The following is a 17,286-nucleotide window of genomic DNA, read 5'->3' as shown; positions in this document are numbered from 1 at the left end:
ACTTGTGGACATCACCAGAAGACAACTCGGCCGACTCGCCGCGGTCGGCACCGGGGCTCTCCTGCTGCCGGGCCTGCTGTCAGCGGGCAGAGCGGCGGCGGCCCCACTGTCGGCCGGCAAGTGGGGCGACCAGGGCGACGGCACCTACGTCAACCCCATCCTCCCGGGCGACTTCAGCGACTGGGACTGCATCCGGGTAGGCGGCGACTACTACGGCATCACCAGCACGTTCGGGTACTCGCCCGGCGTGGCCGTCCTGCACTCCAAGGACCTGGTCAACTGGCGCACGCTCGGCGGCGCGGTCGGTGATGTGACCCAGATCGGGCCGGAGCTGAACTGGGACCGGATGAACCGCTACGGCCGCGGCGTGTGGGCCGGCGCCATCCGTTACCACGCTGGCCGGTACTGGGTGTACTTCAACACCCCCGACGAAGGCTTCTTCATGACCTCGGCCGCGTCACCGGAAGGGCCGTGGGACCCGCTGACCGCGGTGTGGCGGACCTCCGGCTGGGACGACCCGTGCCCGTTCTGGGACGACGACGGACAGGGCTACCTGGTCACCTCGCACTACTCGGACGGGTACAAGATCAACCTGTTCAAGCTGTCCGCGGACGGCAAGGCGCTGGTCGGCTCGCCCACCGTCATCCACCAGTCGTCGGGCAGCGAGGCCAACAAGCTGTACAAGATCAACGGCCTCTACTACCACCTGTACAGCGAGGTGAAGTCCGAGGGCCGGGTGCTGATGATGAACCGCAGCTCCAACCTCTACGGCCCCTACGAGACCAAACAGCTCGAACACGTCAACACCTCGGTGGACCGCGAGCCCAACCAGGGAGGGCTCGTGCAAACCCCGGGCGGCGCCTGGTACTTCGTCACCCATCACGGCCACGGCGACTGGGAGGGGCGCGTGCTGTCCCTGCTGCCCGTGACCTGGATCGACGGCTGGCCCATCCTGGGCCAGGTCGGCACGGACGGGATCGGCACCATGGTGTGGACCGGCCAGGTCCCCGCCGGCGGCACGCCCGGCCTACCGGTCGACGCGCTTCCCTCCGTGGTGACCAGCGACCTGTTCACCGACACCCGCCTCAAGCCCCAATGGGAGTGGTACTACCAGCCGCGCGCGGGCTATTGGTCGCTGACCGACCGTCCCGGCTGTCTGCGGCTGAAGGCGTTCGCACCGCTGGCGGGCGACAACCTGACCAAGGTCGGCAACACCCTCACCCAGCGGGTGCTGCGCACGGCGGGCGGGGGGACGGTGACCGTCCGCCTCGAACTGACGGGCCTCGCCGACGGCCAGCACGCCGGACTGTGCCACTACGCCGGCGGCTACGCCGGGTTGGGCGTCCGCCGCTCCGGGACCACCACCACGATCGCGCACAACGCCGGCGGCACCCTCACCAGCGGCCCGGTGATCACGCAGAACGCCGTGTGGCTGCGCACCACTTGGGACGTGAACGGGGCCAGCCAGTTCTCCTACAGCCTCGACGGCACCACCTACACCGCCTTCGGCGGCACGTACCAGCTCACCTGGGGCGGGTACCGTGGCGACCGGATCGGCCTGTACACCTACAACCCCAACAACACCGGCTACGTCGACTTCGACTCCGTGCAGTACACCATCGCGCCCACCAGGGCCTACACATGCGTCAGCGTGCGCAGTGGCAAGGTCGCCGACGTCGCCGGCGGGTCGACCGCGGACGGCGCCGGCGTGATCCAGTGGCCCGCAACCGACACCGGCGCAACGAACCAGCACTGGACCTTCCAGTCCACTGGGGACGGCTATCACACCATCACCTGCGTCCGCAGCGGCAAGGTCCTCGACGTATCAGGCTCCTCGACCGCGGACGGCGCGCGGATCGTACAGACGACCGCCGACGGCCGCACCAGCCAGCAATGGCAACTGCGCCCGCTGACCGGGGGCGCGTTCGTCGTGGTCAACCGCAACAGCGGCAAGGTCCTCGACGTCAGCGCAGGCAGCACGGCCGATGGCGCCGCGCTGATCCAGTACTCCGACAGGGGCAGCACCAACCAGCAATGGACCTTCCGACGCGTCACCGGATAGGGACGCGGGACAGCAGGCGGTGAGGCCGGAAAGCGGTCGCTTTCCGGCCTCACTCGTCGTCCTCAGCCCAGGGAGATCGCGGTCCACGACACCGGCGGCAGCTCGATGCTGAGCAGCCCGTCGGACAGGGTCGCGCTCGCGTTCGGGTGCGGGGTCACGCGGTTCTGCTCGGTGCGTGTGTTCTTCGCGTACGCATCCTTGTCGGCGAGGGTGAGCGCCTCCAGAATCCGCGAGGAGCCGAGGCCGCGCACATCGACCGTGACCTGAGTGGTCTCGGTGAGCTCGCGGTTGACGAGGAAGACCGCGGCCCGGTCCTCGTCGACGGTCGCTGTGGCGTCGACGACGGAGGCCTCGCCATGGCGTGCCGTCGCGTAGGTGGGCGCTTCGACGACGGGCCGGATCACCTCACCGGCGGCGAGCCGACTGGTGATCGAGAACGGGTGGAAGATCGTCTGCCGCCAGGCAGGGCCGCCGGGCTCGGTCATGATCGGCGCGATCACGTTGACGAGCTGCGCGAGCGAGGCCGAGGTGACGCGGTCGCTGTGCTTGAGCAGCGTCATCAGCAGGTTCCCGACGACGACGGCGTCCGCCACCGAGTAGACGTCCTCCAGCTGCCGAGGGGCGTGCCGCCACTCGTCGTTGACCTCGTCGGAGGCCTCGTGCTCCTTCTGGTACCAGACGTTCCACTCGTCGAACGAGATGTTGATCTTCTTGCTGGAGCGCTTCTTGTAGCCCACGTGGTCGGCGGTCGCGACGACGGTGTCGATGAAGTAGTCCATGTCGATCGCCGAGGCGAGGAAGGAGCCGAGGTCGCCGTCGTGCTCCTGGTAGTAGGCGTGGCAGGAGACGTAGTCGACGTGGTCGTAGGCGTGTTCGAGCACCGTGCGCTCCCAGTCGCCGAAGGTCGGCATCCCGGAGTTGGAGGAGCCGCAGACCACCAGTTCGAGGTCCTTGTCGGCCATCTTCATCGCGCCGGCGGTACGGGCGGCGAGCTTGCCGTAGTCGTCGGCCGTCATGTAGCCGGTCTGCCAGGGTCCGTCCATCTCGTTGCCGAGGCACCACATGCGGATGTTGTGCGGCTCCGGTGTGCCGTTGGCGACACGCAGGTCCGACAGCGCCGTGCCGGAGGGGTGGTTGGCGTACTCGAGCAGGTCGAGGGCGGGCAGGATGCCGCGTGTGCCGAGGTTGACCGCGAGCATCATCTCGGAGTCGGTGAGCCCCAGCCAGCGGGCGAACTCGTCCAGGCCGACCTGGTTCGACTCCAGCGAATGCCAGGCGAGGTCGCGGCGCACCGGGCGCTTCTCGCGAGGGCCGACCGAGTCCTCCCAGCGGAAGCCGGAGACGAAGTTGCCGCCCGGGTAGCGGATGGTCCTGGTGCCCAGCTCTCTGACCAGTTCGACGACGTCCATACGGAATCCGTCGTCGTTCGCGCTCGGGTGTCCCGGCTCGTAGATCCCGGTGTACACGCAGCGGCCGAGGTGTTCGACGAACGAGCCGAAGGTGCGGCGCCGGACGGGAGCGATGACGGCCTGCTTGTCGAGAATGACGTGTGCGCGGGGCATTGCAGTGGTCCTTTGAATAGGCCTGGAGAGTGAGCTATTTGACGGCACCTGCGGTCAGGCCCCTGCGCCAGAACCGCTGGAGGCTGACGAAGGCGACGAGCAGGGGGATCAGCGACAGGAAGGCACCGGTGATCGGCAGCAGCGGGGGCACGCCGTTGGCGAACTCCGCGCGCCACTGCACCAAACCCACCGTGACGGGCTGCAGAGAGGGGGTGTTGAGCATGAGCGAGGGCAGCAGGTAGTTGTTCCAGATGGCGACGAACTGGAACAGGAAGACGGTCACCAGTGCCGGGGACATCAGCGGCAGGGCGATCCGGAAGAAGGTGCGCTGTTCGCCGGCTCCGTCGATCCGAGCGGCCTCCAGGAGTTCGTCCGGGACGGACGACACGGCGAAGATCCGGCACAGGTAGACGCCGAACGGGCTGACACAGCTGGGCAGCAGCACCGACCAGTAGGAGTCGGTGATGTCCAGCTTCGCCATGAGCAGGAACAACGGCAGGGCGAACATCGGCGCCGGGATGAGCACCGAGGCGAGGATGACGTTGAAGACGCTTTCGCGGCCGCGGAAGGTGAACTTGGACAGCGCGTAGCCGGCCATCGCGGACAGCAGGGTGCCGACGGTGGCGCCGACGAGGCTGTACAGCGCGCTGTTGGCGAGCCAGGTGGAGAAGATGCCGTCCTCGAAGCTGAACACGTTCTTGATGTTGGTGACCAGGTCGAAGTGGGAGAACCACAGCGGCGTACCGGTGTAGAGGTAGCCCGAGGCCTTGGTCGAGGAGACGAACAGCCACCACAGCGGGATCAGCGTGTACAGGGCCATCAGGCCGAGCACGCCGTTGACGACGGTCTTGCTCGCGACGTCGGTGCCGCGGCGGGGCGGTCGGGTCGGTCGGTCGGCCCGGATCACGCTCATGCCATCGCTCCCTTGCGCTGGTTGTACTTGAGGAATCCGAACGAGAGCACGAGGGTGATCAGCGCGAGCACGACGGACTCGGCGGCGGCGAGGTTCTGGCCGCCCACGTCCATGCCCAGGGTCGTGTTCATGATCGGGGTGAACTTCGGATCGACGCCCGGGATGCGCGCGCCGACCAGCACCGCCGGTTCGGTGTACATCTGCGCCGTTCCGATGATGGAGAACACTGTGGTCAGCACCAGCGCGGGACGCACCAGCGGGATCTTCACCGCCCACGCCAGCCGCCACCCGGTGCAGCCGTCGAGCGCGGCGGCCTCCATCACCTCCGCCGGGATCGTCTGCAGCGCGGAGTAGATGATCAGCATGTTGTAGCCGGTCCAACCCCACGTGATCATGTTCCCGATCGAGACCGGAACCCACGAAGGCGACAGGAAGTCGGTGTGGATCCCGAGGTGGGACAGCGGTCCGGTGAACGGGGAGAGGTCTTTGACCAGCAGGAAAGACCACATCACCGCGGCGATCGCACCCGGCAGCGCGTAGGGCAGGAAGAACGTGAGCCGGTAGGTCTTGCGCAGCCGGGCCGAGCGGGAGTCCAGCAGGAGCGCGAGCAGGAGGGCGAGGCCGAGCATGACCGGGACCTGGACGCAGCCAAGGAGCACGACCCGGACGATCGACGCGATGAAGTCGTGGTCGCGGAAGGCGTCGGCGTAGTTGGACAGTCCCGCGAACTCCGTGCTCTGCGCACCGCCGAACAGCCCCGCCCGATGGACGGTGAAGAAGCTCTGGTAGATCGCGTAACAGATCGGCGCGACCATCAGGGACAGGAAGAGCACCGCGAACGGCGCCAGGAAACCCGACGCGGTCAGCGCGCTGCGGCGGCCGGTGCGCCGCGGCCGGCCGGCGGGGGAGACGCGGCGCGTGGCCGCGGGCGCCGGTCGCGGCGGTGACGCGGTCCGGGTGCTGCTGGGACTGCTCATGGAAACCTCGCTGGGCGGTTCGTCGTCAGGGAGCGGGTTCCCGCGGCGCCGGACACGGGCGGCCGCGGGAATCCTTCGGGGCTGCTGGAGTTCCGCTGCCTCAGCCGTTGGTCACCGACAGTCCGAGCTTCTTGATCGCGGCGACCGTCGAGGCCTGGACGGTGGTGACCGCGTCCGGCAGGGTGCCCTTGCCGATGGCACCGGTGAAGTCCGTCTCGACCTGCTGGAAGGTCGGGCCGTTGGTCCAGGTGCTGGGCACCTGCGCGGCGGAGGCCTTGTACACGTCACCGACCTTCTGGCCGCCGAAGTACGGGTCACCGCCCGTGAGCGACGGGTCTTCCTGTCCGGCCTTCGACGCCGGGTACAGTCCGCCTTCGATGCCCGACTTCACGGCCTGCGGGTCACTGGACAGGAAATCGGCGAACTGCACTGCTTCCTTGGGCGTCTTGCACCCGGTCATCACCGAGGTGGCCGAGCCGCCGCTGCTGGCGCTCTTGCCGTCGCCGGCCGCCCAGGTCGGCATCGGGGCGACCCGCCACTTGCCGGACAGGTTCTGCAGGTCCGACTTCAGACCGCCGGCGGCCCAGGCCGCGCCGACGAACGTCAGCACCTTGCCGGCTTCGGAGGCCTTGTTGAACTGCGGGTCCCAGGCGCTGCCGGTCTTCGCCACCAGCCCCTTGTCCTTGAGGTCCTGCCAGTAGGAGGCGACCTTGCGGGTGCCCGGGTTGTCGATGCTGACGGTCCAGCTGTCCCCCTTGGTCGAGTACCAGGACTGGCCGGTCTGCAGGGTGAAGGACGCCAAACCGCTGGCGTCGCCGAGCATGGTGCCGAACTTCACGCCGGGGTCGGTGGTGGTGACCTTCTCGGCGTCGGCCTTGTACTCGGCCCAGGTGGCCGGCGGCTTGCTGATGCCGTACTTGGCGAACAGGTCCTTGCGGTAGAAGAGGACCATCGGGCCGACGTCCACCGGAACCCCGTAGATCTTGCCGCCGACGCTGGAGGCGGAGACGGCCGACGGGATGTACTTGTCCATGTCGGCGCTCGCGTACTGCGTGATGTCCATGACCGAGTTCTTCACCAGCATCGACGGGATGTTCTGGTACTCGATCTGGGCCAGGCACGGGCCCTTGCCGGCGGTGAGCGCGTTGCTGATCTGGGTGTAGCCGCCCTTGGGGCCCGACGGGATCTTCTTGAAGGTGACCTTGGTGTTCGGGTGCGCGGTGTTCCACTGGTCGACGATCTTCTCGTAGCCGGCCCAGCCCCAGAACTCCATGTTCACCGGCCCGGCCTGGCCCGATCCCTCGGTGGAGTCCTTCTTGTCGCTGCTGCACGCGCCGACGCCGAACGCGATGGCGGTCGCGGTGGCGAGCGCCAGGAGTCTGCGGGTGCGTATGGTGGTGCTGTCCATGTGAGGGAACCCTTCGTGATGGGGACTGACTTGCTGGACTGTCGGTGGGCGGGCGGCCAGGCCCGCCTACCGACCGGTGCTGAACTCCACGCTGAACACCGTCGGGACCGCGGCGAGGACCTCCGCTGCCGACGGGCCCGGGCCGCAGGCCGCGCTGCCGAGGCCGTGATGCGCGTGGTCGACGTGGAGATGGAGCCGGCCGTCGCAGGCCAAATCGTGCTGGTGGGCCGCGGCAGCCAGGGCCGCGGTGCTCCAAGGGCGTGCGGTCAGGTCGATGACCGGATCGCCCGTGATGAGCAGGGTGCCGTCCGCGGTGGTGATCCGGGCGCGGCGGACTTGGTGGCGGTTGCCGTTCTCCTGCGGGCGGACATAGGGGGTCTGCATCGCTGAGACAGTCGAGTGGTGGCGGCCGGTGCGCGCGGCGGTACGGGAGTCGCGGTACGCCTCGCCGGGGCCGAGGCCGAACCACTCGACCTCGGCGTCGGTGCCGGGCAGTGACATCGCGATCCCCAGCCGGGGCAGCGGCACCGACCAGGCGCCGTCAGGGGTGACGGTGCATTCCAGCCGTAGCCGGTTCTCACCGGCTTCCGGTCCGTCGTAGGCCGTCCAGCGGTAGACCGCGCCGAGCGCGGAGGAGGATCCGGCGGCCGCGAGCCGGGCGGTGACCGTGAGCCCTTGTGCGTCCGGCTGGACGCTCAGGACATCGTGGCGCATCCGGTGCAGTCCGGCGGCGAGCCAGGCGTCGATCTGCGCCTCGCCGAAGGCGCTGAGCAGGTCGTTGTCGATCGGGGCCCGCCAGATGTCCAGCCGCGGACCGTCGAGCTCCAGGTCGCCGAGCTGTGTCAGCACTCCGCTGCGGGCGTCGAACCGCGCGGCGCCCAGGGTGACGGCTCCGTCGTGGGCGGTCGCCGGTGCCGGCGTGAAGGGGACGGGCGCGGCGGCCGGAGCCACGACCAGCCCCTGGGCCCAGGCGATCTCGTGACCGGCCGCGGCCCAGGTTTCGTCGGCGGCGAGCATCGCGGTCACGGTCAGCCACACCTCGTGGCCGGAGTCGTTCTTGCGCGCCGCATCGAGCGCGGCGGTGACGTCGGCAGGCCAGTCGACGGTCGTCGTGGCGCCCGGAGCGGTCGCGGGCACGGTCAGGCCGCCGGAGCCGGCCAGCTCGCCGCCGTCCTCGACGGTCCACTGGAAGTCCAGATAGCCGGTGTCGCGGACGTGGTGCAGGTTGTGCACGCTGATCTGCCGAGCCGCCGGGGCGATGTGGATCCGGACCGGTTCGATGACCTGCTTGTACTCGACCAGGCCCGGTGACGGTGTGCGGTCGGGGAAGAGAAGTCCGTCGGCGACGAAATTGCCGTCGTGGATCTCCTCGCCGAAGTCGCCGCCGTAGGCGTAGAACGTGTGGGGGTCCTCCCGCCCGGTGAGCCGGGCGATGCCGTGGTCGATCCACTCCCAGATGAACCCACCGGCCAGACGCGGATAAGCCTCGATGACCTGCTGGTACTCGGAGAGCCCGCCGGGGCCGGTGCCCATGGCGTGTCCGTACTCGCACAGCACGAACGGCAGGGCGCGACGGTGCGCGTCGTCGGCCGGGCGGGGCGTCGGTGCCTCCTGGCCGCGTCCCACGGAGGACAGCTCGTCCGCATCGATGTACATGCGGGAGTACAGGTCGACGTACGCGCAGCTCGCGAAGTCGCCCTCGTAGTGGATCAGGCGGCTGTCGTCGCGCTGCCGGATCCACGCGGCCGCGGCGGCGAGGTTGGCTCCGGTGCCGGACTCGTTGCCCAGCGACCAGACGACGACCGAGGGGTGGTTCTTGTCGCGTTCCACCAGCCGTGCGGTCCGGTCGAGGTAGGCCTCGCGCCACGCGGGGTCGTCGCTGGGGTTGCGCTGCCAGCCGCCGGGTTCGAAGCCGTGTGTCTCGAGGTCGCCCTCGCAGAACACCCACAGGCCGTGCTCGTCGCACAGGTCCAGGAAACGGTGGTCGGGTGGGTAGTGGCTGGTGCGCACCGCGTTGATGTTGTGCTGCTTCATGAGCAGCACATCGGTCAGCATGGTGTCCTCGGTCAGGGTCCGGCCCGTCAGCGGATGCCATTCGTGGCGGTTGACGCCCCGCAGGGAGATCGGCCTGCCGTTCACGGTCAGGACGTCGTCCACGACGGCCACGGTGCGGAAGCCGATGCGCAGCGGTATGTGCTCCCCGGCTTCGGAGACCAGTTCCCCCGAGTACAGGCGCGGTTGCTCGTCCGACCAGGGCTCGATGCCGTCGATCACGTGCGGGCCGGCCGGATCGGCGGCGGATATGCCGAGCTCGGGCACGGACAGGGACACCCGGGCGGGGGCGGTGACGTCGACGGCCAGGGTGCCCTGCCCCGTCGTGTGGTCGTAGGCGGCGTGGACGAAGAAGTCCTCGACCCCGCGGGCGGCCACGGTCACCGACCGGAAGATCCCGGACAGCCACCACATGTCCTGGTCTTCCAGGTAGCTGCCGGACGACCACTGGTGCACGCGGACCGCGAGGACGTTCCGGCCGGGCCGCAGAGCGGCGGAGACGTCGAACTCGGTGGTCAGACGGCTGCCCTTGCCGTCGCCGAGCCGGATCCCGTTGAGCCACACCGCGAACGCGGAGTCGACCCCCTCGAACCGGAGCACCGCGGCCGAAGCCGGGAACCCGTCCGGAACGTCGAACGCGCGACGGTACTCGCCGGTGGGGTTGTCCCCGGGCACCCGCGGCGGGTCGACCGGGAACGGGTACAGGATGTTGGTGTAGGCCGGGGCGCCGTAGCGCGGCTCGCCGGGCAGGCCGGTCATCTGCCAGCAGGACGGCACGGCGAGCAGGTCCCAGGCGGCGTCGTCGAAGTCCGGCGCGGCGAAGCCCTCGGTGAGGTCGTCCAGCCCCGACGCCAGTCGGAATCTCCAGTCGCCGTCGAGCGTGATCGTGGGCAGGTCGGAAGCGAACGCGGCGCGCGGCCGCAGCCGTCCGGTGCCCGGCGACCGGTCTTCGACATAGGCGTGGGGGTTGAGGGCGTTCATCAGTGAAGGTGTTTCCTCTCGAAATGCCCGTGGTGGCGGGCGCAGGAGCGGTGCCGTGGCAGGCAGAGCGCTAAGCGGTCGCCCCGGGCGGGGGGCCGCTGCTGTCCCGGACGGTCAGCGTCGGGCGCAGCAGTGACACGACGTTGGTCGGCGGCCGGCCGGAGTCGACGGCTCGCAGCAGCAGTTCGACGGCCTGCTGGGCCATCTCGCGCTTGGGGAAGGTGACCGTGGTCAGTGCCGGCCGGATCCTCCCGACCTGGGCGATGTCGTCGAAGCCGACGACACTGACGTCCTCAGGGACCCGCCGCCCGGACCTGGCCACCGCCTCTATGGCACCGACGGCCAGGATGTCGTGGGTGGCGAAGATCGCCGTCAGCTCCGGATCCGCCTCCAGTGCCGCGAGGGCCGCGGCGTAACCGCCGGCGGCGTCGTCGCTGGTGCAGGCGAACACCTTGCGGTCGTCCAGCCCGTCGGCGGCGAACGCCCGGCGCAACCCCTCGACGCGCGGCGTGTGTGCGGGAAGGTCGGCGATCACCGCGACGTTCCGGTGGCCGAGATCCCGCAGGTGGGACCCGGCCAGAAACCCCGCGTGCTGGTAGTCGATGGAGACCACCGGCAGTGTGGTCGGCGGGTCGCCCTCCCAGGCGAACAGCGCGACCGGGAAGTTGGCCTCGGCGAGCATCGGCAGTTGCTGTTCGACGCCGTTGTCCCCGGCGACCAGCAGCGCGTCCACCGAACGCGCGGTGAGGTTCTCCAGGTGGGCCCGCGTGTAGTCGGGGTCGTCGCGCGTCGTGGCGAGCAGCAGGTTGTATCCGCGGCCGACCAGGAGGTTCTCCACCTCCTCGACCAACTCCGCATAGAAGGCGTTGGCCACCGACGGCACGAACAGCCCCACCGTCGACGTGCTGCCCGTGCGCAGTGAGCGCGCGACCAGGTTGGGCTTGTAGCCGAGTTCGGCGATCGCCTTGTTCACCTTCGCCAGGGTCTCCGGCCGCACCTTCTTGCCCGACACCACGTTGGAGACGGTCTGTTTGGTGACGCCCGCCCTCGCGGCCACGTCCGCCATGGTCACCACGTAGTCTCCCCGAAACATTTATCGATCCACGAAAGTGGCGTCACTGTAGGACGGCTGTCGCGGCAGGGCAAGACTTTGCGTCACGGCAGTGATCCAGCCGTTACGAAGCAGGGCGAGGGCGCCAGGCGCAGGTCATGATTCTTTTCGCCACTCGACGTGCGCGGAGCATTGACGGCTCCGGAAATGCGGCAGTAACGTCCCCGCCACGCTGGATCCCATGGATCGGTCAACGTGGTGCTGTTGTCACCCTGACCCCTCGCGAATGCTCCGCCCCCGTCTCCAGCAGGCGGTGAGCGCCTCAACAGACCTGGAAGGTCTCGTCCGGAGGAGAGACAGGCATGATCAGACCGGCCGGCGGCGACGCCGACCCGAACCCCGTCCCGGCGCGCCGCAGTTCGCGCGTGAAGCGCTTCATCGCGGCCGCTGCCGGCGCCACCATCACGGCGGCGAGCCTCATGCTCACCGCCGTCGGCCCCGCACAGGCGGCCACCACCGTGCACACGTATGCCCCGACGGGAGTGGGAGGCGGTACGACGACGTCCCCGGACGTGGCGTCCACCAAGTACCAGGTGCAAGTCGCCGGCACGCCCGTCCAGGCCGTCCAGTACACCCAGAACGGCCACAATTTCGACATCGCCCGCTTCGCCTCGGACTCCCGGACTCCGACGATCACGGTCACGCTGCCCAGCACCACGATCGACACGGTGAACGTCTATCCGGCCCGCTACTACCCCTCCAGCAGCATCTCGGTGAGTGCGGACAAGCACACCCTGACGTTCCAGATGTCGGCCGCCGCCGGGTTGAACCAGGCGATCGTGATGGTCAACGGCGACTCGACCAACGCCACGGGGCAGCCCTACCTGGCGGTCGTCAACGACCCCTTGGAGGACCCGGCGCAGCGTCCGGACACCACGAGCGCACCGGACGGTTCCGGCGTCAACCTGCAGACCGGTGTCCTCAACTTCCAGGAGTTCGCGGCCAAGTACCTCGCGGCGCACCCCAACAGCGCGGCGCAGAAGGCTCCCGCCGCGACGACGAGCTCCATGGCCGGCAAGACCGTCAACGGCACCGCGATACCCGCCGGTCAGCAGAGCTCGGCCGGGAGCCTGGTGAGCGCGAGCAGCGTCAACGTGCGCTACCCGAAGGTGCGGGCGATGGCCGCAGGCGACGTCACCTACGCCCTGCAGGCCGCCCTCGACACCATCAAGGCCAACCCCACGGCGCTGAACACGCTCTACTTCCCGAACGGCACATACGTGTGGTCAGGTCTCCTGGTCAACGGTCTGGACGGCGGCAAGCTCAAGGGCGGCAAGCTGAAGATCTACACCGACGAAGGCGCCCTGCTGAAGAACCGCATCCAGGCGTACATGGAGGCGTTCGAGCCGGCGATCGGGATCATCAACTCGAGCGACATCGAGATCGACGGCCGCGGCGTCTTCGACGGCAACGGCGTGGCGAACTACAACGCCTCCAGCAGCGGTGATCTGCACGACGCGTACCGCAGCCAGCACCAGGGCGGCGTCATGGTCATGCACTCGTCGGACATCACCTTCAACGACACCTACGAGCGCAACGCGAAGCAGTGGAACTACGAGACCCACAGCGCCAACCGCGTGACGTTCAACAACATCAAGGCCCTCACCCCGTACCGCCAGCCGTGGATCGACGGGACGGACTTCGCGAGCGGCCAGGACATCACCGCCAACGGCGTCTTCACGCTCGGCAACGACGACGCGTTCGCCTCCGGCCACTACAACCCCAGCGACGGCTTCACCCCGCTGGCCACCGGCGTGTGGAACAACTTCCAGCTCGGCACCTCCAGCGCCGACGTCCAGGGCTATGTCAACGCGGTGGCCGCCCACGACACCGTCGCCGACGATCTCGGGTTCGACAACTACCACTGGGACAACGCGGACTCGAAGAACATCTCGGTCAGCAACACCCTGAACTGGTCCGTCGCGGCCGGCAACGCGATCCGGATCGGATGGAGTTCGTACGGGTACCGGCTCACCAACTACTCGTTCGACAACTTCAACTCCGTGTCGCCGGCGGCCGGCGGCATCTTCACCCACAACAGCCCCAACCCGTACCCGCGCATCCAGAGCATCGTGGTGAAGAACAGCTCGATCGACACCTCCCGGTTCACCAAGGGACCGATCGGGCTCAACGGCGGCAACGGATCCACCCAGACCATCACCGCCGACCAGCAGGCGACGTACGGGTACGCCCCCAACCCCGACGGGTCGGGCGCCGCGTACACCTACACCAGGGCCCCTATCGGCACCTTCACACTCGACAACGTGTGGTTCTCGCAGCAGAACACGAGCAGCTCGCTGAACGGCACCACGAACGCGACGCTGAACAACATCCGCGTCGCGGGCCGGCTCGTCGAATACACCAGCCAGCTCCCACTGACGACGAGCGGGATCGGCACCCTGACCAGCACCTACACGGCCGCTAACGGCCAGACCCAGAACGTCAGGGCCGGTGCCCTCACCAGTGGTGACACCTGGGTGGGTGCGTGGACCGGCGACCAGACGAAGAACAACTCCTCGGACCTGACCCTCATCACCCGCAACACCGGGGTCGGCCTGATGGGCGAGCAGTACACCACCGGGTCCGGGGACGGAAAGCTCTCCTACGTCCAGTTCCCCCTCACCAGTCTCACCAAGGCACCGACCCAGGCGACACTCCATCTCACCTACGTCGGCCACCGCTACTCGTCGGTCCCGTCGACCGACACCGACCAGCTCCTCGTACAGCCGGTCAGCGACACCACCTGCACCGGCGGCGGCACGTCCTGCCCGGTCAACACGATGACCTGGCAGAACCGGCCGAGCTTCACGGCCACGGCCTCCTCCGTCGCCAAGTCGGCCACGTTCACCCTCGGTTCGACCCTCGTCCCCGAGGGCGGCGGGACCCACCAGGGCAACGCCATCGACGGCCGTGACATCACCGTCGACATCACCTCCTTCGTCCAGGACGCCTACGCGGCCAAGCAGGCCACACTCCTGCTCGCCGTCGGCAACGCGGGGGGCACCAACCACGAGCTGCGGTTCGTCAGCTCGGAAGGCGCCACCGGCTCCGGAAAGCTCACCAACGGGACCGCCGAGATGGCGCCCGGGGTGACCGTGACCCCGTAGCCACTCCAGGCCGGTCCGTCCCCGCGGGACGGGCCGGCCTCAGCCGTCCGGGTCCGCCGTCGACGGCTGATCCGGCCACCGCAGGTCTGACACAGCGCTGTTGCCCACCACCGCACCCACCCCTGTGCTCTGCCGCACTCGCCGTCCGACAACGGAGCCGCCCCATGTCCCTGCCCGAGTCGCCCCTCAACCGTCGGCGTTTCCTCACCACGGCCGCCCTCGCCGCCGGCGCCGCGGCCTGCCCGGCTCCGTCTTCGCCTCCCGGGCCGCCGCGGCCGTACCGCCCCAGGTCACCCTGCCCGACCGTGGCATCTGGGACCACGCCACCGCCTCTGCCTGGACCGACGGGTTCCTGAGCGGAAACGGCGAGTACGGGGCCGTCTACTACGGGGAGCCGACACTCGAGAAGATGATCGTCAATCATCACCGGTTCGTGCTGCCCAACGGCAGCCGGAGCGTCATGCCCCCGGTGATCTCGCCGTACCTCGAAGCCGCCCGGGACCAGGCGCTGGCCGGCGACTACTCCGGTGCCTCCACCACCTTCGCCCACGGCTGGAGCCTGCGCTGGACCCAGACCTTCCACCCCGGCTACGAACTCCAGCTCAGCACCCCGGGCATGACCACCGTCAACGACTTCGCCCGCCTCACCGACTTCCGCACCGGCGAGATCACCCACACCTGGACCGACCAGTACGGCACCTGGAAGCGCCGCGTCTTCGTCTCCCGCGCCGACCAGGTCATCGTCCACGAACTGCTGCCCGCCACCGGGCGCACCGTGGACACCACCGTCAGCGTCAACACCGCTCTCACGGGCGTGCCGACCAGCGTGGCCTTCTCCGCCACCGCCACCGTCACCAGTGGCGACGGATACCTGAACCTGCGCGGCACCTACCCCTCCGGGAAGGGCGCCTTCGGCTATGAGGGCGTCACCCGCGTCGTGGCCTTGGGCAACGGCTCCTCCGTCACCGCCGACGGGCAGACCCTGGTGGTCGCCAAGGCCACCAAGGTGCTGCTGCTGACCAAGCTCGGCCGCTACGAGACCTCCACCGGCTGGAACAGCCGGCCCCTGCACACGGCCCTCGCCGCGCTGACGGCCGACTACGCCACCCTCCTCGGCCGCCACGCGCCCAAGCACCAGGCCATGTACGACCGCTCCAGCATCGACCTCAACGTCTCCGCCGCCGACCGCCAGTTGGCCACCAGCGAGCTCATAGCCCGCCAGAACGGCAACGCGTCCGCCATCGACGTCGCACTGCTGGAGCGGATGTACGACTCCGGCCGCTATCTCTTCATCAGCTCCAGCGGCGTCCTGCCACCCCGCCTGACCGGCATCTGGACCGGCACCTGGAACGGCTCCTGGGCCGACGACTTCACCACCGACGCCAACATCAATCTCCAGGTCGCCGGCGGCAACATCCTCGACCTCACCGACGCCATGCAGGGCTACTTCGACCTGATCCTCGGGCAGTTGCAGCACTGGCGCGACAACGCCACCAACCTCTACGGCGCCCGCGGCTTCCTCGCCCCGTCCCGGACCGACGGCGAGTACGGGCACATGCTGCACTTCAACAACACCAGCTTCCCCAGCGAGGCCTGGACCGGCGGCGCCGACTGGCTGCTCTACCCGCTTCTGGAGTACTACCAGGTCACCGGCGACGCGGCCTTCTACAAGAACAAACTGGGCCCGGCCCTGATGGAACTGGCCCTGTTCTACGAGGACTTCCTCACCCGGACCGACTCCAGCGGCAAGGCCGTCTTCGTCCCCTCCTACTCCATGGAGAACAGCCCGGCCACCACACGCCAGGCGTTCTCGATCAACGCCACCGGCGACATCATGGCCGGCCGGCACGCCCTCCAGGCCGCCATCGACGCGGCCCAGACCCTCGGCCTGGAACAGGGCAACGGCCAGGGGGTACAACGCTGGACCGCCCTGCTCGCCACGCTGCCCGACTACACCGTCAACAGCGACGGGGCGCTCGCCGAGTGGTCCTGGCCCGGCCTGACCGACAACTACAACCACCGGCATGTCCAACACCTGTACGGCGCCTGGCCGCTGCACGAGATCAACCCCGAGGACGAGCCCGACCTGGTCAGGTACGCGGCCAAGGCCCTGGACAAGAGAGCCGACCAGAACTATTCCGCCCACGGCAGCCTCCACCGGGCGCTGGCCCGCGCCCGCCTGAAGGACGGCCCCGGCGTCTACGGCAACCTGCTGAAGATCTACGGCAAGAACATGGTGTGGCGGTCCCTGATGACCTCCCACAACCCCAACCTGGACATCTACAACTGCGACGCCGCCAACACCATCCCCGCCGTCCTCGGCGAAGCACTCGTCTACACCCGCCCCGGTGTCCTGGAGATCCTCCCCGCCCTCCCCGCCCAGCTCGCCAAGGGCACGATCAACGGCGTCCGCGGCCGCAACCGCATCACCGTCCAGTCGCTGTCCTGGGACACGGCGGCCCGCACGGCCACCGTCACACTCACCTCCGACGTCGACCAGGACATCACCTTCATCTGCCGGCGCGGCATCACCTCCGTCAGCACCGGCGCGACGGTCACCACGTCGTCGCTGGGCAACCACGCCCGCAGGGTGTCGCTGACCGCCGGAACGCGCACCACGATCACGATCGGCCTGCTGACCGGCCCCTTCAAGCTGGTCAACCGAAGGAGCGGCAAGGTCATGGACGTCTCCGGCTCGTCCACCGCCGACGGCGGGCCCGTCATCCAGAACACCTGGTCCGGCGGCGCGAACCAGCAGTGGAAGCTGCTCCCCGACCACGACGGCTCGTTCCGCGTGTCCAACGTCAACAGCGGCAAGGTGCTCGACGTCCCGGGCGGCGCCACCAGCAACGGCACAGCCCTGGACCAGTCGTCGGACGCCAACGGCAGCCACCAGTGGTGGAAGCTCGTTCCGGCGGCCACCAGCGGCTACTACCGCCTCGTCAACATCAGGAGCGGGTTGTGCGCGGACGTGCAGAGCGGATCCACCGCCGACGGCGCCAAGATCATCCAGTGGCCGGCCAACGGCGGCTCCAACCAGGAATGGCAGCCAGTGGGACTGTGACGGCCCTGGGCACGCGAGCGGCGGCGATCCGACTCGGCAGAGCGGCATG

The 17,286-nt window shown here is 68.9% G+C and carries 10 protein-coding genes; 4 read left to right on the top strand and 6 right to left on the bottom strand.

The genetic code is table 11. The features are described 5' to 3' along the window. Nucleotides 1–4 precede the first annotated feature (4 nt). On the top strand, nucleotides 5–2,062 hold the full coding sequence (locus tag ACFUO4_RS01910) for a family 43 glycosylhydrolase (protein ID WP_383478799.1): 2,058 nt from the start codon (nucleotides 5–7) through the stop codon (nucleotides 2,060–2,062). Nucleotides 2,063–2,124: 62 nt separating this feature from the next. Here the strand turns inward: ACFUO4_RS01910 and ACFUO4_RS01905 are convergent, their stop codons facing one another. From ACFUO4_RS01905 to ACFUO4_RS01880, 6 genes are all read right to left on the bottom strand, one after another. Next, on the bottom strand, nucleotides 2,125–3,624 hold the full coding sequence (locus ACFUO4_RS01905; RefSeq protein WP_383478796.1) for an alpha-N-arabinofuranosidase: 1,500 nt from the start codon (nucleotides 3,622–3,624) through the stop codon (nucleotides 2,125–2,127). A 34-nt stretch (nucleotides 3,625–3,658) separates the two neighbouring features. Further along, entirely contained in the window at nucleotides 3,659–4,537 is an 879-nt protein-coding gene (locus ACFUO4_RS01900; RefSeq protein WP_383478793.1) for a carbohydrate ABC transporter permease, read from the bottom strand. Continuing rightward, on the bottom strand, nucleotides 4,534–5,514 hold the full coding sequence (locus tag ACFUO4_RS01895) for a carbohydrate ABC transporter permease (protein ID WP_383478790.1): 981 nt from the start codon (nucleotides 5,512–5,514) through the stop codon (nucleotides 4,534–4,536). The genes ACFUO4_RS01900 and ACFUO4_RS01895 overlap by 4 nt, the downstream gene beginning before the upstream one ends. Before the next feature lie 100 nt (nucleotides 5,515–5,614). Beyond that, a complete protein-coding gene (locus ACFUO4_RS01890) occupies nucleotides 5,615–6,922 on the bottom strand; it encodes an ABC transporter substrate-binding protein (RefSeq protein WP_383478787.1) in 1,308 nt (435 codons plus the stop codon). Nucleotides 6,923–6,988: 66 nt separating this feature from the next. After that, the gene (locus ACFUO4_RS01885; protein WP_383478784.1) at nucleotides 6,989–9,955 is read right to left on the bottom strand and encodes a glycoside hydrolase family 2 TIM barrel-domain containing protein; all 2,967 of its coding nucleotides are present in this window, start codon (nucleotides 9,953–9,955) and stop codon (nucleotides 6,989–6,991) included. Nucleotides 9,956–10,025: 70 nt separating this feature from the next. Beyond that, entirely contained in the window at nucleotides 10,026–11,021 is a 996-nt protein-coding gene (locus ACFUO4_RS01880; RefSeq protein WP_383482221.1) for a LacI family DNA-binding transcriptional regulator, read from the bottom strand. 347 nt (nucleotides 11,022–11,368) lie between these two features. Here ACFUO4_RS01880 and ACFUO4_RS01875 point away from each other — a divergent pair, with 347 nt between their 5' ends. From ACFUO4_RS01875 to ACFUO4_RS01865, 3 genes are all read left to right on the top strand, one after another. Further along, the gene (locus tag ACFUO4_RS01875) at nucleotides 11,369–14,173 is read left to right on the top strand and encodes a DNRLRE domain-containing protein (protein WP_383478781.1); all 2,805 of its coding nucleotides are present in this window, start codon (nucleotides 11,369–11,371) and stop codon (nucleotides 14,171–14,173) included. Nucleotides 14,174–14,337: 164 nt separating this feature from the next. Further along, nucleotides 14,338–14,529, top strand: a complete 192-nt coding sequence (locus ACFUO4_RS01870) for a twin-arginine translocation signal domain-containing protein (RefSeq protein ID WP_383482218.1) — start codon at nucleotides 14,338–14,340, stop codon at nucleotides 14,527–14,529. Beyond that, nucleotides 14,469–17,237: an RICIN domain-containing protein gene (locus ACFUO4_RS01865; protein ID WP_383482216.1), complete on the top strand. Its 2,769-nt coding sequence runs from the start codon at nucleotides 14,469–14,471 to the stop codon at nucleotides 17,235–17,237. The genes ACFUO4_RS01870 and ACFUO4_RS01865 overlap by 61 nt, the downstream gene beginning before the upstream one ends. Nucleotides 17,238–17,286: the final 49 nt, after the last annotated feature.

The sequence above is a fragment of the Streptomyces sp. NPDC057280 genome, assembly GCF_042668605.1.
In the GTDB taxonomy this organism is placed as follows: Bacteria; Actinomycetota; Actinomycetes; order Streptomycetales; family Streptomycetaceae; genus Streptomyces.
The sequence above is the reverse complement of the archived record's forward strand: the minus strand, read 5'-3'. Positions and strand labels throughout refer to the sequence as shown.

Excerpts from the sequence above, each read along its gene's own strand:
- ACFUO4_RS01880 (WP_383482221.1), bottom strand. The coding sequence starts at position 11,021 with ATGGCGGACGTGGCCGCGAGGGCGGGCGTCACCAAACAGACCGTCTCC.
- ACFUO4_RS01900 (WP_383478793.1), bottom strand. The coding sequence starts at position 4,537 with ATGAGCGTGATCCGGGCCGACCGACCGACCCGACCGCCCCGCCGCGGC.
- ACFUO4_RS01870 (WP_383482218.1), top strand. The coding sequence starts at position 14,338 with ATGTCCCTGCCCGAGTCGCCCCTCAACCGTCGGCGTTTCCTCACCACG.
- ACFUO4_RS01890 (WP_383478787.1), bottom strand. The coding sequence starts at position 6,922 with ATGGACAGCACCACCATACGCACCCGCAGACTCCTGGCGCTCGCCACC.
- ACFUO4_RS01905 (WP_383478796.1), bottom strand. The coding sequence starts at position 3,624 with ATGCCCCGCGCACACGTCATTCTCGACAAGCAGGCCGTCATCGCTCCC.
- ACFUO4_RS01885 (WP_383478784.1), bottom strand. The coding sequence starts at position 9,955 with ATGAACGCCCTCAACCCCCACGCCTATGTCGAAGACCGGTCGCCGGGC.
- ACFUO4_RS01875 (WP_383478781.1), top strand. The coding sequence starts at position 11,369 with ATGATCAGACCGGCCGGCGGCGACGCCGACCCGAACCCCGTCCCGGCG.
- ACFUO4_RS01895 (WP_383478790.1), bottom strand. The coding sequence starts at position 5,514 with ATGAGCAGTCCCAGCAGCACCCGGACCGCGTCACCGCCGCGACCGGCG.